At 70.0% G+C, this 14,781-nt stretch carries 13 protein-coding genes; 11 read left to right on the top strand and 2 right to left on the bottom strand.

Annotated elements, in window-relative coordinates; translation table 11 throughout:
- Positions 1-8 precede the first annotated feature (8 nt).
- The 9 genes from QN239_RS21445 (at position 9) to QN239_RS21405 (ending at position 12,017) form a co-directional block, all read left to right on the top strand.
- Positions 9-1,853 (top strand): magnesium chelatase subunit D family protein, encoded by a 1,845-nt coding sequence (locus tag QN239_RS21445; protein WP_499013313.1) that lies wholly within the window; start codon positions 9-11, stop codon positions 1,851-1,853.
- 10 nt (positions 1,854-1,863) lie between these two features.
- Positions 1,864-2,478, top strand: a complete 615-nt coding sequence (cobO, locus tag QN239_RS21440; protein ID WP_499013311.1) for a cob(I)yrinic acid a,c-diamide adenosyltransferase — start codon at positions 1,864-1,866, stop codon at positions 2,476-2,478.
- Positions 2,479-2,483: 5 nt separating this feature from the next.
- Positions 2,484-3,836, top strand: coding sequence for a cobyrinic acid a,c-diamide synthase CobB (locus QN239_RS21435; RefSeq protein WP_499013308.1), 1,353 nt, complete (start codon positions 2,484-2,486; stop codon positions 3,834-3,836).
- Positions 3,833-5,032 carry a uroporphyrinogen-III C-methyltransferase gene (gene cobA, locus QN239_RS21430; RefSeq protein WP_499013306.1) on the top strand — a complete coding sequence of 400 codons (1,200 nt, stop codon included), beginning with the start codon at positions 3,833-3,835 and terminating at the stop codon, positions 5,030-5,032. The genes QN239_RS21435 and cobA overlap by 4 nt, the downstream gene beginning before the upstream one ends.
- Positions 5,033-5,064: 32 nt before the next feature.
- Positions 5,065-6,636 carry an MFS transporter gene (locus QN239_RS21425; protein WP_499013303.1) on the top strand — a complete coding sequence of 524 codons (1,572 nt, stop codon included), beginning with the start codon at positions 5,065-5,067 and terminating at the stop codon, positions 6,634-6,636.
- Between the two features lie 96 nt (positions 6,637-6,732).
- Complete coding sequence (locus tag QN239_RS21420; RefSeq protein WP_499013301.1) at positions 6,733-8,052, top strand: alpha/beta hydrolase; 1,320 nt, start codon at positions 6,733-6,735, stop codon at positions 8,050-8,052.
- Positions 7,949-9,583, top strand: a complete 1,635-nt coding sequence (locus tag QN239_RS21415; RefSeq protein WP_499013298.1) for an MFS transporter — start codon at positions 7,949-7,951, stop codon at positions 9,581-9,583. Before QN239_RS21420 ends, QN239_RS21415 begins: the two co-directional genes overlap by 104 nt.
- Positions 9,580-10,263, top strand: coding sequence for a VOC family protein (locus tag QN239_RS21410; RefSeq protein ID WP_499013295.1), 684 nt, complete (start codon positions 9,580-9,582; stop codon positions 10,261-10,263). The genes QN239_RS21415 and QN239_RS21410 overlap by 4 nt, the downstream gene beginning before the upstream one ends.
- Positions 10,264-10,274: 11 nt before the next feature.
- Positions 10,275-12,017: a proline--tRNA ligase gene (locus tag QN239_RS21405; protein WP_499013293.1), complete on the top strand. Its 1,743-nt coding sequence runs from the start codon at positions 10,275-10,277 to the stop codon at positions 12,015-12,017.
- Between the two features lie 3 nt (positions 12,018-12,020).
- On the opposite strand, the gene QN239_RS21400 is transcribed toward QN239_RS21405, so the two are convergent.
- Entirely contained in the window at positions 12,021-12,560 is a 540-nt protein-coding gene (locus tag QN239_RS21400; RefSeq protein WP_499013292.1) for a ferritin-like domain-containing protein, read from the bottom strand.
- On the bottom strand, positions 12,557-13,087 hold the full coding sequence (locus tag QN239_RS21395; RefSeq protein WP_499013290.1) for a hypothetical protein: 531 nt from the start codon (positions 13,085-13,087) through the stop codon (positions 12,557-12,559). The genes QN239_RS21400 and QN239_RS21395 overlap by 4 nt, the downstream gene beginning before the upstream one ends.
- Before the next feature lie 152 nt (positions 13,088-13,239).
- Here QN239_RS21395 and rimP point away from each other — a divergent pair, with 152 nt between their 5' ends.
- Both rimP and nusA read left to right on the top strand, forming a co-directional pair.
- A complete protein-coding gene (gene rimP, locus QN239_RS21390; RefSeq protein ID WP_499013287.1) occupies positions 13,240-13,776 on the top strand; it encodes a ribosome maturation factor RimP in 537 nt (178 codons plus the stop codon).
- Positions 13,773-14,774 carry a transcription termination factor NusA gene (gene nusA, locus QN239_RS21385; RefSeq protein WP_090356678.1) on the top strand — a complete coding sequence of 334 codons (1,002 nt, stop codon included), beginning with the start codon at positions 13,773-13,775 and terminating at the stop codon, positions 14,772-14,774. Before rimP ends, nusA begins: the two co-directional genes overlap by 4 nt.
- Positions 14,775-14,781: the final 7 nt, after the last annotated feature.

Raw genomic sequence — 14,781 nt, 5'->3', positions numbered from 1 at the left:
GCTCTACGATGGCGAACTACCCGTTCAGCGCGCTGGTGGGCCACGACCGGCTCCGTCTTGCGCTCATCTTGTGCGCGGTGCGCCCCGATATCGGTGGGGTGCTGATCCGCGGCGAGAAGGGCACCGCCAAATCGACCGCGGTACGCGGCCTGGCGACCGTGCTGTCCCAGGTCGACGACGAGGCGCGGTTGGTGGAGCTGCCGATCGGTGCCACCGAGGACCGGGTGGTCGGATCGCTGGATCTGCAACGGGTGCTGCGTGACGGCGAGCAGGCCTTCCAACCGGGTCTGCTGGCCCGGGCCCACGGCGGGGTGCTCTACGTCGACGAGGTCAATCTGCTGCACGACCATCTTGTCGACGTACTGCTGGACGCCGCCGCGATGGGCCGCGTGCACATCGAGCGGGACGGTATCTCGCACAGCCACGACGCCCGGTTCGTCCTGGTGGGCACCATGAATCCCGAGGAGGGGGAGCTGCGCCCGCAGCTGCTGGACCGGTTCGGGCTCACCGTCGACGTGGCCGCCTCGCGTGACGTCGATGTGCGCGTCGAGGTGATCCGGCAGCGGCTGGCCTATGAAGCCGACCCGCGGGGGTTCGCCGACCGCTACGCCGACGAGGACGCCGCACTGGCGGCCCGGATCACCGCCGCCCGGGCAGCGCTGGTCGATGTCGTGTTGCCGGACAACGAGTTACGGCGGATCGCCGCCCTGTGCGCGGCCTTCGACGTGGACGGGATGCGCGCGGATCTGGTGGTGGCCCGCACGGCGGTGGCACACGCGGCCTGGCGGGGGAATGTGACCGTGGCCGAAGAAGACATCCGGATCGCCGCGGAACTGGCGCTGCCGCACCGCCGCCGCCGTGACCCGTTCGACGATCCGGGACTGGATCAGGACCGCCTCGACGAGGCGTTGGCCGCGGCCGATCAATCGGAGCCGGAACCGGATCCCGACCCGCCGGGTGGCGGAGGGGCCGAGGCATCCGATGGCGCCGAGGCGTCCGATGGCGCCCAGAGTCCTGCGCCGCAGAAGAATTCGGGCAACGGTGCGAGCCGTCCCAGCGCGCCGCCCGCGGCGACCTTTCGGACCAAGGCGCTGCTCGTCCCGGGTGTCGGTGAGGGCGCCCCGGGCCGCCGTTCGCGGGCGCGCAACCGCACCGGCGCCACCGTGGCGGCCACCGACGTGCCGGGCGACGGTCACGGGGTGCATGTCTTCGCCTCGGTGCTGGCGGCCGCGGGCAATCAGCGCCGGGCCGGCCGGCCGCGCATCGGGCCCGAGGACGTCCGGCGCGCGGTGCGTGAAGGCCGGGAGGCCAACTTGGTGATCTTCGTGGTCGACGCCTCCGGGTCGATGGCCGCGAGGGACCGGATGTCGGCGGTCAGCGGTGCCACGCTGTCGCTGCTGCGGGACGCTTACCAGCGTCGCGACAAGGTTGCGGTGGTGACCTTCCGTCAGGACCGGGCGCAGGTGCTGCTGCCCCCGACCTCCTCGGTATACATCGCCGGACGACGACTGGCGCGCTTCGACACCGGGGGCAAAACCCCGTTGGCGCAGGGCCTGCTGGCCGCACGCGACGTCGTGCTGCGGGAGAAGGCCCGGGACCGGTCCCGGCGCCCGCTGGTGGTCGTGCTCACCGACGGGCGGGCCACCGGCGGTGCCGATCCGCTGGGCCGCACCGAGACGGCCGCCCGGTTACTGGTGGCCGAGGGTGTCGCCGCCGTGGTGGTGGACTGCGAGACGTCCTACGTGCGACTGGGGTTGGCCACCCGGCTGGCTCAGCAGCTCGATGCCCCCGCGGTCCGTCTGAGTCAGTTGCAGGCCGGCGAGCTGACCTCGCTGGTCAAATCAGCAGCCTAGGAGATGTCTCATGCCACAAGGGCAACCGCTCACGGTTCCGAATGACGGGCTGACCACCAAGGCGCGCCGCAATGCTCCCTTGCTCGCGGTGCACACCGGTCCCGGCAAGGGGAAGTCGACCGCAGCCTTCGGTATGGCGCTGCGCGCCTGGAACCAGGGTTTCGATATCGCGGTGTTCCAATTCGTCAAGAGTGCCAAGTGGAAAGTGGGCGAGGAGAGCGCCTTCACCGCCCTGGGCCGGATGCACGACGAGCACGGTGTCGGCGGGCCGGTGCAGTGGCACAAGATGGGGTCGGGCTGGTCGTGGACGCGTAAGCACGGGTCCGAGGTGGACCACGCCGAGGCGGCCCGGGACGGCTGGGCCGAGATCCGCAGCCGGCTCGCGGATGCGCGCCACGACTTCTACGTCCTCGACGAGTTCACCTATCCGCTCAAGTGGGGCTGGATCTCCGTGGAAGAGGTAGTCGAAGTGATCCGTTCGCGCCCCGGTAACCAGCACGTGGTGATCACCGGCCGCGACGCTCCGCAGCGACTGCTGGAGGCCGCCGATCTGGTGACCGAGATGACCAAGATCAAGCACCCGATGGACGCCGGCCGCAAGGGCCAGCGGGGTATTGAATGGTAGGCGTGGTGGGCGTTCCCGCCGTCATCATCGCCGCCCCCGCCTCGGGCAGCGGTAAGACCACGGTGGCGACGGGCCTGATGGGCGCGCTGCGCCGCGCCGGACACCGGGTCGCCCCGTTCAAGGTGGGCCCCGACTTCATCGACCCGGGCTATCACGCCCTGGCCACCGGGCTGCCGGGCCGGAATCTGGATCCCGTGCTCGTCGGGGAGGACCTGATCGGCCCGCTGTACCGGCATGGCAGCGCGCACGCCGATATCGCGGTCGTCGAGGGCGTGATGGGCCTGTTCGACGGCCGTATTGCACCCGACCCCGGGCCGGCCCGCGGATCCACCGCCCAGGTCGCGGGCCTGCTCGGTGCGCCGGTGGTGCTGGTGGTCGACGCGCGGGGCCAGAGTCAGAGCATCGCCGCACTGCTGCACGGCTTCTCGACCTTCGACAGCGGCCTGCGCTTCGCCGGGGTGATCCTCAACCGGGTCGGCTCGCCGCGCCATGAGCAGGTGCTGCGGCAGGCCTGCGAACAGGTCGGCGTACCGGTGCTGGGCGCCATCCCGCGCGCGGGTGAACTCGAGGTGCCGTCCCGCCATCTCGGCCTGGTGACCGCCGTCGAGTACGGCCGGCACGCCGAACGGGCCGTGGCGGCGATGGCCGATCTGGTGGCCCGCCACGTCGACCTGGCCGCCGTGGTCGCCGCCGCCGGGTCCGGGGTCACCGCCGCGCCGTGGAGTCCCGCGGTGGCCGAACCGGCGCGCGGGGTGACCGTCGCCCTGGCCGCCGGGCGGGCCTTCAGCTTCGGCTACGCCGAACACCGGGAACTGCTCGTGGCGGCCGGCGCCGATGTCGTCGACTTCGACCCGCTGGCCGACGAACTGCCTGCCGCGGCGACCGCCGTCGTCATCCCGGGCGGTTTCCCGGAGCAGTTCACCGCCGAACTCTCGGCCAACGAGACGGTACGGGCCCAGATCCGGGAGCTGGCCGCCGCGGGCGCCCCGGTGCACGCCGAGTGCGCCGGGCTGACCTATCTGGTCGACGATCTCGACGGGGTACCGATGTGCGGTGTGCTGGCGGGCACGGCGCGGTTCACCGAACGCCTCACCCTGGGTTACCGGGACGCGGTGGCGGTCACCGACTCGTCGCTGCACCGGGTCGGCGAGCGGGTCTCCGGGCACGAATTCCATCGCACCGCAGTCACTTTCGCCACCGACTATGAGCAGGCCTGGGCCTATCGGGGCGGGCTGGGCCGCGACGGCGCCGTGCACCGCGGCATCCATGCCGGCTACCTGCACACCCACCCGGCCGCACACCCGCAGGCCATCACCCGGTTCGTGGCCGCCGGTGCAACCTTTAAGCTCGCCGGGTGAGTTCAGAGAACGCCTACCTCGTCGGTCTGCGCCTGCAAGGGCGCAAAGTTGTCGTCGTGGGCGGTGGCAGCGTGGCCCAGCGCCGGTTACCGCTGCTGATCTCGGTCGGGGCGGATGTGCATGTCGTCACCCGATCCGCCACCCCGGCGGTCGAGGCCATGCACCCGATCACCCTGACCCTGCGCGACTTCCGCGATGAGGATCTGGACGGCGCCTGGTACGTGCTGGCCGCCACCGACGATCCGGACGTCAACGCCGCCATCGTCGACGGGGCCGAGCGGCGCCGCATCTTCTGCGTGCGCGCCGACGCCGCGCGGGACGGCACCGCGGTCACCCCGGCCTCCTTCGAGTTCGACGGCCTGTCGGTCGGCGTGCTCGCCGGCGGGCAGCACCGGCGGTCGGCGGCCATCCGCACCGCGATCCACGAAGCGCTGCTGCGCGGCCTGATCTCCGGGCAGGCGCCCGACACCGTGCACGAGGGGGTCGCGCTGGTCGGCGGGGGACCGGGTGACCCCGAACTCATCACCGTGCGGGGACGGCGGCTGCTGGCCCACGCCGATGTCGTCGTCGCCGACCGGTTGGCCCCGCCGGAACTTCTCGCCGAACTGGCCCCGCACGTCGAGGTGATCGATGCCGCCAAGATCCCGTACGGGCGGGCCATGGCACAGGAGGCCATCAACGAGGTCCTCATCGACCGCGCCAAGGCCGGCAAGTTCGTGGTGCGGCTCAAGGGCGGTGACCCGTTCGTCTTCGCCCGCGGCTACGAAGAGGTGCTCGCGTGCGCCGAGGCCGGAATCCCGGTCACCGTGGTACCGGGTGTGACCAGTGCCATAGCGGTTCCCGCGCTGGCCGGTACGCCGGTCACGCACCGCGCCGTCAACCACGAGTTCGTGGTGGTCAGCGGCCATGTTGCGCCCGAGCATCCCGAATCGTTAGTGAATTGGAATGCGCTGGCCCAGATGACGGGGACCATCGTGTTGCTGATGGCCGTCGAACGCATCGAACTGTTCGCCGATGTCCTGCTGGCGGGCGGCCGACCTGCGGATACGCCGGTCCTGGTGGTGCAGCACGGATCGACGGCCGCCCAGCGGACGGTGCGCGCCCGGCTTTCCGACGTTGCCGAAACGGTCCGCAGCGAGGGAATCAGGCCGCCGGCGATCATCGTGATCGGGCCTGTGGCCGGTTTCGGGAGTTAAAGGATTCTTAAGATTACTGTAAGGTAACCCGTATGACGGCTCTCAACGACGCAGAGCGAGCGCGCGGGAACAACCGCGCGCTGCCTGTTCGCATCGAGCATGACGGGGCGCAGCGCGGCGGTCGGCTTCCGGCCTGGTTGCCGTCCTGGAACTTCATCGCCGCGGTCATCGCCATCGGCGGCATGCAGCTGCTGGCCACGATGGACAGCACCGTCGCGATCGTCGCTCTGCCCAAGATCCAGGACGAACTCGGGCTCTCGGATGCCGGCCGCAGCTGGGTGATCACCGCCTATGTGCTGACCTTCGGTGGACTGATGCTCCTCGGCGGCCGCCTCGGCGACACCATCGGGCGCAAGCGCACCTTCATCGTCGGTGTCGCGCTGTTCACCATCGCCTCGGTGCTGTGCGGTGTGGCCTGGGACGAGGCCACCCTGGTCATCGCCCGCCTGCTGCAGGGTGTCGGCTCGGCCATCGCCTCACCGACCGGGCTCGCGCTGGTCGCCACCACGTTCCCCAAGGGCCCGGCCCGCAACGCCGCGACCGCGGTGTTCGCCGCCATGACGGGCGTCGGCTCGGTGATGGGTCTGGTGGTCGGCGGAGCACTCACCGAGGTGTCCTGGCGGCTGGCGTTCCTGGTCAACATCCCCATCGGCCTGGTGATGCTCTACCTGGCGCACACCACCCTCAAGGAGACCGACCGCGCCCGGATGAAGCTCGATGCTGCCGGTGCGATCCTGGCCACCCTGGCGTGCACCGCCGCGGTCTTCGGCTTCTCGATGGGCCCGGAGCAGGGCTGGCTGTCGCCGCTCACTCTGGCCTCCGGCGCCGGCGCGGTGCTGTTCGGGTCCGCCTTCTTCTACGTGGAGCGCTCCGCGGAGAACCCCGTCGTGCCGTTCTCGCTGTTCCGGGACCGCAACCGTGTCGCGACCCTGGCCGCGGTGTTCCTGGCCGGCGGTGTGATGTTCACGCTGACCGTGCTGATCGGCCTGTATGTGCAGGACATCATGGGCTACAGCGCGCTCAAGGCGGGTATCGGTTTCATCCCGTTCGTCATCGCCCTCGGTATCGGACTCGGCGTCTCCTCGGTGCTGGTGTCCAAGTTCGCGCCGCGCTGGCTGGTCATCTCCGGTGGTGTGCTGGTGCTCGGTGCCATGATCTACGGCTCGACGCTCAATGCCGGTATCCCGTACTTCCCGAACCTGGTGCTGCCCATCACGGTCGGCGGTTTCGGGATCGGCATGATCGTCGTCCCGCTGACCGTCTCGGCCATCGCCGGTGTCGGTTTCGACGAGATCGGTCCGGTCTCGGCCATCGCCCTGATGCTGCAGAACCTCGGCGGGCCGGTCGTGCTCGCGATCATCCAGGCCGTGATCACCTCGCGTACCCTCTACCTGGGCGGTACCACCGGCCCGGTCAAGAACATGGATGCCGCCCAACACCACGCGCTGGACCAGGGTTACACCTACGGCCTGTTGTGGGTGGCCGCGGTGGCCGTCCTGGTGGGCGCCGTCGCGCTGTTCATCCGCTACACGGCCGAAGAGGTCGCGCACGCGCAGGAAGTCAAGGACGCGCTGGACGCCGGAGAGCTTCAGCTCGACAATTGAGCACCGGAGAGCTCGACGGTTGAGCGGTCAGTTGCCTCACAGGCAGCCGTTCTAGCCTGACGCCGTGACCCGTATGCCCGCGCCCGCCGTCTGACGGTGTGGCACTTCCTCGGCACCGTCTCGCTGACACACGGTTTTCTGCCCCCTCTGATCGAGATCGCCACGCTGGCCCTGGTGGTGCCGGCCGCGGTGCGTCGGGGACGTCGGCGCGTGCTCGCGCTCGCCGCGGTCTGTGGGGTGGCGCTGGCGGGCGGTGCGCACTCCTATATCGCGGCCATCGGCATCGCCGGTGATCCAGCGCCACGGCCGTTGTGGCTGTGGATCGCGCTGACCGGATTCTGTGCTGTCGTCGCCGTGCTCGGCTGGGTTCGGAGCCGGTGGTGGCGGCGCATGGTGTCGGTTGCCGCGGTGCCGGCCTGCGGGCTGTGCGCGGTGCTGATGATCAATGTCTGGGTGGGGTACTTCCCGACGGTGAACAGTGCGTGGACCAGGCTGGCAGCCCCCGCGGTACCGGATCAAGCCGACCGGATGACGGTCACCGAACTGCAGTTGGCGCACGCACATCCAGCGCACGGGGTGGTCCTGCCGGTGACGATCAGCGCGGCAGCCTCCCGTTTCGCCCATCGTGACGAGTTGGTCTACCTGCCGCCCGCCTGGTTTGCCAGCAATCCGCCGCCCAAGCTGCCGACGGTCATGATGATCGGCGCGCAGTTGAACACCCCGGCGGACTGGCTGCGGGCCGGCGACGCGGCCGCCACGATCGATGCCTTCGCGGCCGCCCACGGCGGGACCGCACCGGTGTTCGTCTTCGTCGACCCCACCGGAAGCTTCGACAACGACACCGAATGCGTCAACGGGACGCGGGGAAACGCTTCGCTGCATCTGACCAAAGACGTGGTGCCCTACATGATCTCGAACTTCGGGGTGAGCCCCGACCGGAGCAGGTGGGGCATCATGGGCTGGTCGATGGGCGGTACCTGCGCGGTCGAGCTGAGTGTGCGGCGCCCCGAGATGTTCAGCGCTTTCGTCGATATCGCCGGTGACCTCGGCCCCAACTCGGGCACCAAGGAGCAATCCATCGACCGCCTGTTCGGTGGCGACTCCACCGCGTGGGCCGAATTCGATCCGGCGACGGTGATGGCCCGCCACGGTCGGTACACCAACCTGTCGGCACTGTTCGTGGTGCCCAGCGGGGGACCGGGGCATGACCCGTTGGCCAACCCCGAGGGGCAGGATGTCGCGGCGAACACGCTGAACGCCCTCGCCCACACCCACGGGATCGACGGCGCCGTGCAGACCTGGCCGGGCCGGCATGACTGGGCGTTCGCATCGCGGGCATTCGCGGCGACGTTGCCGTGGCTGGCGGACCGGCTCGGCATCCCCGGGACGCCCAATCCCGCCACCCACGCCGCCTGACCATCGTCCCGGTAGCCGGTGCGCGCCGAAGGTAGGGTCGGGTGGCATGTCAGCGTCAGACCGTGGCATCGCGCGCCTGTCGGACAAGGTGATGGGTGTCGCCATCGTCGCCATCACCGGCATGCAGCTGATGTCGACCCTGGACGGCACCATCGTCATCGTCGCGCTGCCCCACATGCAGGCCGAACTCGGCATGACCGATGCGGCCAAGAGCTGGGTCATCACCGCCTATGTGCTCACCTTCGGTGGTCTGCTGCTGCTCGGCGGACGGGTCGGCGACGCGATCGGGCACAAGCGGGCGTTCATCTCCGGCGTGGGGGTCTTCACCATCGCGTCGCTGGTCTGCGGGCTGGCCACCGAGCCGTACACCCTGATCGCCGCCCGCGCGGTGCAGGGTGTGGGTGCCGCCGTCGCGGCGCCGACCGGACTGGCGCTGATCGCCACCACCTTCGCCGTCGGCCATGCCCGCAATCAGGCGCTGGCGGTGTCGGCGGCCATGCAGGGCCTCGGTTCGGTGCTGGGGCTGGTGCTCGGCGGTGCCTTGACCGGGTTGTCGTGGCGGCTGGCCTTCCTGGTCAACGTGCCGATCGGCATCGTCATCGTCTGGATCGCGGTGACCAGGCTCGCCGAGACCAGGCAGGAGCGGCTCAAACTGGACGTCACCGGCGCCCTGCTGGCGACCATGGCCTGCACCTGCGCCGTGCTGGTGTTCACCCAGGGGCCGCCGCTGGGCTGGACCGACCCCTGGGTGATCGGCGCCGGGGTGGCGGCCGCGGTGTTCTTCCTGGCATTCCTGATCGACGAGCGGGGTGCCGACAATCCGCTGGTACCGCTGTCGATGTTCGACGACCGGAACCGGGTGGCCTCCTTCGCCGCCTATTTCCTGGCCGGCGGCGTGATGCTGACGCTGAGCGTGATGATCGGCCTGCTGGTCCAGGACGTGCTCGGCTACTCGCCGCTGCGGGCCGGGATCTGCTTCATGCCGTTCGCCCTCGCGTTCGTGGCCGGGAATGTCGTCGCGACCCGGCTGGCGCCCCGGGTGGCGCCGCGGTGGGTCATCGTCGGCGGCGGCCTGCTGGTGCTGGCCGCGATGCTCTTCGGCTCCACCTTGGACAGGTCGATCCCGTACTTCCCGGACCTGTTCGTCCCGGTGGTGGTCGGTGGCGCCGGGATCGGCGTCATCTCGGTGATACTGCCGCTGTGCACGCTGGCCAAGGTCGGACCGCGCGATATCGGGCCGGTGTCCTCGGTGACGTTGATGGTCTACAACCTGGGCGGCCCGCTGGTCCTGGTGGTCATCCAGGCGGTGCAGACCTCGCGCACCCTCTATCTCGGCGGCACCACCGGGCCGGTCGGGGCCATGACACCGGCCCAGCTGGACGCGCTCGGCCACGGTTACACGTACTCGTTGCTGTGGGTGGCGGCCATCGCCGTACTGGTCGGGGTGGCCGCCCTGTTCATCGGATTCTCGGCCCGCGATATCGCCCAGGCACAGCACACCAAGGAAGCCGTGGACGCGGGGGAGCTATGACCGACGCAGCACTGCCCAGCCGTCAGCAGATCTCCGATGCGGTCGGCGCGCTGGGCTGGCGATTGGTACTCGGGGCCCTCCACACCGAGGTGCGGGTGCCCTCGCTGACGGATGCCGCCGCCGTCGCGGTGACCGCGGCGTCGGCCGACGGCGCACAGGACCGCCTCGGCGTCGACATCAGGGCCGACCGGGCGGTGCTCCGCGTGCGCTCGGCGCGCGGGGTCACCACCGAGGACATCCGGCTGGTACAGGCGATCTCGGCCGCCGTGGCCGCGGGTGGCCGGGCCACGACGGTGGGTGCGGTGTCGATTCAGGCCCTGGAGATCGCCATCGACGCGCTGGACATCCCGGCGGTGCGGCCGTTCTGGAAGGCGGTCACCGGGTACATCGACGAGTCCGGTGCGTCCGACCTGACCGCCGGGCTGGTCGACCCCGCCGGTCGCGGTCCGGCGATCTGGTTCCAGCAGATGGACGCGCCGCGGGTGCCGGGCGGGCAGCAGCCGCGGAATCGCCTCCACCTCGATGTGGACGTCCCGCACGACGAGGCGCCGGCCCGTATCGGGGCGGCGCTGGCGGCGGGCGGCGTGCTGCTCAGCGACCGCAGCGCGCCGGCGTTCACGGTGCTCGCAGACGCCGAAGGCAACGAGGTGTGTGTCTGCACGTGGCAGGGCCGCGATTAAGCTGGCCCGCTGTGATCACCCGGATGTCCGAACTGTTCCTGCGAACCCTGCGCGAAGACCCCGCCGATGCCGAGGTGCCCAGCCACAAGCTGCTCATCCGCGCCGGCTATGTCCGCCCGATCGGGCCCGGGCTGTACAGCTGGCTGCCGCTGGGCCTGCGCGTGCTGCGCAAGATCGAGGGCATCGTCCGTGAGGAGATGAACGCGATCGGCGGCCAGGAGATCCTGTTCCCGGCGCTGTTGCCGCGCGCCCCGTACGAGGCCACGAATCGGTGGACGGAGTACGGCGACAACCTCTTTCGCCTGCAGGACCGTCGTGGCAACGACTATCTGCTCGGCCCCACCCACGAGGAACTGTTCACCTTGACGGTCAAGGGCGAGTACTCGTCCTACAAGGATTTCCCGTTGCGGCTCTACCAGATTCAGACCAAGTACCGGGATGAGGCCCGCCCCCGGGCGGGCATCCTGCGTGGCCGCGAATTCGTCATGAAGGACTCGTACTCCTTCGATGTCGACGACGAGGGACTCAAGAACGCCTACCACGCGCACCGCGAGGCCTATCAGCGCATCTTCGGCCGCCTCGACATCAAGTACGTGATCGTGTCGGCGGTGTCGGGGGCGATGGGCGGCAGCGCCTCGGAGGAATTCCTGGCCGAGAGCCCGATCGGCGAGGACACCTTTGTGCGCTGCCTGGAATCGGGGTACGCCGCCAACGTGGAGGCGGTGATCACCGCGGTCCCTGAATCCCGGCCGATCGACGGGCAGCCCGAGCCCGTCGTGCACGAGACCCCGGACACCGCGACCATTGCCGCGCTCGTGGACTGGGCCAACCAGGCGCTGCCCGGTGCGACCACCGCGGCCGACACGCTCAAGAACGTGCTGCTCAAGGTTCGTGAGCCCGGCGGTGACTGGGAACTGCTGGCCATCGGCATCCCCGGTGACCGGGAGATCGACGACAAGCGCCTCGGCGCGGCGCTGGAGCCCGCCGAGTACGCGCTGCTCGACGATGCCGACTTCGCCAAGAACCCGTTCCTGGTGAAGGGCTACATCGGGCCAAAATCGCTGCAGGCCAACGGTGTTCGCTATCTGGTGGACCCGCGGGTGGTGGACGGCACGGCCTGGATCACCGGTGCCGACGAACAGGGCAAGCATGTGGTGGGTCTGGTCGCCGGCCGCGATTTCGTCGCCGACGGCACCATCGAGGCCGCCGATGTGCGCGACGGTGACCCGTCGCCGGATGGCGCCGGCCTGCTGACCTCGGCGCGCGGCATCGAGATCGGCCACATCTTCCAGCTCGGCCGCAAGTACACCGACGCGTTCGCCGCGGACGTGCTCGGCGAGAACGGCAAGCCGGTACGGCTGACCATGGGCTCCTACGGTGTCGGGGTGTCGCGACTGGTGGCGGTGATCGCCGAGCAGAACCACGACGAGATCGGTCTGCGCTGGCCGGCCTCGGTGTCGCCGTTCGACGCCCACGTGGTGATCGCCAACAAGGATGCCGCCGCCCGGACCGGTGCGATCGAGCTGGCCGGCGAGCTCGATCGCCTCGGTGTCGAGATTCTGCTCGATGACCGCACCGCCTCGCCCGGGGTGAAGTTCAAGGACGCCGAACTGCTCGGCGTCCCGTGGATCGTGGTGGTGGGCCGCGGTTGGTCCGACGGCGTGGTCGAGCTGCGCAACCGCTTCACCGGCGAGACCCGGGAGATCGCGGTGGACGGCGCGACGGCCGAGATCGCGGCCGCGCTCACCGGATAGGCCCTACTCGGTGCCGCCCGGGAACGCGAGCGTGACCGGGGCGGTGCCGAGCACCTGGCTCCAGCGTGCGGCCAGCACCGCGCATTGGGTCAGGGCGGTCACCGCGAACGTGCGGTCCGCACCGGTGGTGGCCTGTTCGAGCACCGCTCGCCAGGCCACCGCCGCGTCCTCTTCCATCCGGACGGCGAGCTGGGCGGCCTGGGTGGGATCGGAGACCTCCAGCGGTAGCTGATAGCCCACGGCGGGCTGCGGCGCCGGCACCGACCGCGCGGCGAGCAGGGCGATCGCCTGCTCGCGCCGCTCCCGGTGCTGGGCCATGGACTCGGCCACCAGGTCGTTGTCGTCGGGGGTGGAGTGCGCGGATACCACGCCGTAGCCGTAGATCACGCCGTGCTCGGTGGCGACCGCGTCGAACAACGCGCCCTGGGCCGCGTCGGTGGGCCGATTCGGGTCCGGGGTGGGTGTCGAGCTGCTCCGGGCCGTGGTGGTGGTGGCCGGTGTGGTGGTGCTGGGCGGCGGCGGCGTCGGTTGCGGGGAGGTCATCGGGCCTGTCCTGGGTCGGCGAGGGCCACCTGGTAGGACGCCGTGCACGCCGCGGCGATCGAGCCGAGGAGTCCGGCGCGGTAGCCGGAGAGCTTCACCGCCAAGCGTGCGGCGTCCTCGGCCGAGGCCTGCAGGGCTGCGGTGACGTCGGCCACCGTGGGCGCCGGGACGGCTCCGGATGCGGTGGACGTCGGGGCCGCCGATGTCGGTGCCGACTGCGTGGTGGGGGTCTGGCCGCCGGTGAGCCGGGTGATCTCGTCGCCGAGTGCCCTGGCGTGTGCGGCGCGCTCGGAGGCGACGGTGGTCAGGATGGGGGCGATCCGGGGTCGTGCGGTGGTGGCGGCCAGCCCCGCGAGCCGGCTGTCGGCGTGCGCGCGTTCGAATTGCCCTACCAGATCGGCGAGTTCGGGTGGCGGCGGCGGGGGCGCGCACGCGGCTGCCGAACCGAGCACGGTCAGGGCCATCCCTGCGGGCAGTGCCGTGGCCAACAGCCGCCGGCGGGTGATCGTGGGCAAGGCGCTCGGCACGCCCACATCCTGCCATGGTGGGTGGGGCGGTTCGCTGCACTGCGGTTCGTTTGGCCAAAGCGCAGCCGCGCCTGGCGTATCGTTTGGTAACCGATTACTCGGTCACACCCAGCCTGGAATGTGTCCGCACAACTCAAGATGAGGAGCTCGCCGTGGCACCGGACGTCCCGCTGCTGCCGACGCAGAAGCAAGTGCTCGAGCTACTCGACGGTGAGTTCGCGCGCGCGGGTTACGAAATCGAGGACGTCGTGGTCAACTCGTCGACCCGGCCGCCGCGCATCACGGTGATCGCCGACAGCGATGACGGTCTGGACCTGGAAGCCATCGCCGCCCTGTCGCGGATCGCTTCGCCGCTGCTGGACGCACTCGACAGTGCCGACACCGCACCCTACGTGCTGGAGATCACATCGCGCGGCGTCGATCGTCCGCTGACCGAGGAAAAACACTTCCGGCGGGCCCGCACGCGCAAGGTCGAGGTGGTGCTCGAGGACGGGTCCGCCGTCACCGGGCGAATCGGCCCTGTCGGCGATGGCGCCGTACGCCTCGTGATCGCCGATCGGGGCAAGCTCTCGGTCCGGGAATTGAAATTGTCTGAGATCGCCAAAGCTGTTGTACAAGTTGAATTTTCGCCACCCAATCAACGTGAATTGGATCTGGTGGAGCAGTCTGGAAAGGGGGGCGACGCGTGAATATCGACATGGCGGCGCTGCATGCCATCGAAGCCGACAAGGGCATCTCGGTAGATGTGGTCGTCGAGACCATCAAGTCGGCTTTGTTGACGGCCTATCGGCATACCGAGGGCCACGAGGCGGACGCACGGATCGACGTCGACCGAAAATCCGGTGTGGTCAAGGTGATGGCCCGGGAGACCGACGATGACGGCAATCTCATCAACGAATGGGACGACACCCCAGAGGGATTCGGGCGTATCGCGGCGACCACCGCGCGTCAGGTGATCCTGCAGCGGTTGCGCGACGCCGAGAACGAGCAGATGTACGGCGAGTTCGCCGCGCACGAAGGCGATATCGTCGCCGGCGTCGTACAGCGCGACGCCCGGGAGAACGCCCGCGGCAACGTGGTGGTGCGCGTGGGCACCGAGGCCAAGGGATCCGACGGCATGATCCGTCCGGCCGAGCAGGTGCCGGGGGAGCGCTACGAGCACGGCGACCGCTTGCGCTGCTATGTCATCGGCGTCAGCCGCGGCGTGCGCGAACCCAAGATCGAGCTGTCCCGTACCCACCCGAATCTGGTGCGTAAACTCTTCGCGCTCGAGGTTCCCGAGATCGCCGACGGATCGGTGGAGATCGTCGCGGTGGCCCGGGAAGCCGGCCACCGCTCCAAGATCGCCGTGGCGTCGAAGGTGTCCGGGCTGAACGCCAAGGGGGCGTGTATCGGCCCCATGGGGCAGCGGGTGCGCAATGTGATGAGCGAGCTGTCCGGCGAGAAGATCGACATCATCGATTTCGACCCCGACCCGGCACGGTTCGTGGCCCATGCACTGTCCCCGGCCAAGGTGGTGTCGGTGAGCGTCATCGACGAGGCCACCCGCGCCGCCCGGGTGGTGGTGCCGGACTTCCAGCTGTCGCTGGCGATCGGTAAGGAAGGGCAGAACGCCCGGCTCGCGGCGCGGCTGACCGGCTGGCGGATCGATATCCGCAGCGACGCCGCCGAGCCCGGAACGGGCTGAGCGCGAG

Origin of the sequence: Mycolicibacterium sp. Y3 (genome assembly GCF_051188035.1) — a bacterium.
Classification (GTDB): Bacteria; Actinomycetota; Actinomycetes; order Mycobacteriales; family Mycobacteriaceae; genus Mycobacterium; species Mycobacterium fluoranthenivorans.
This window is presented reverse-complemented; position numbering and strand designations above follow the sequence as displayed.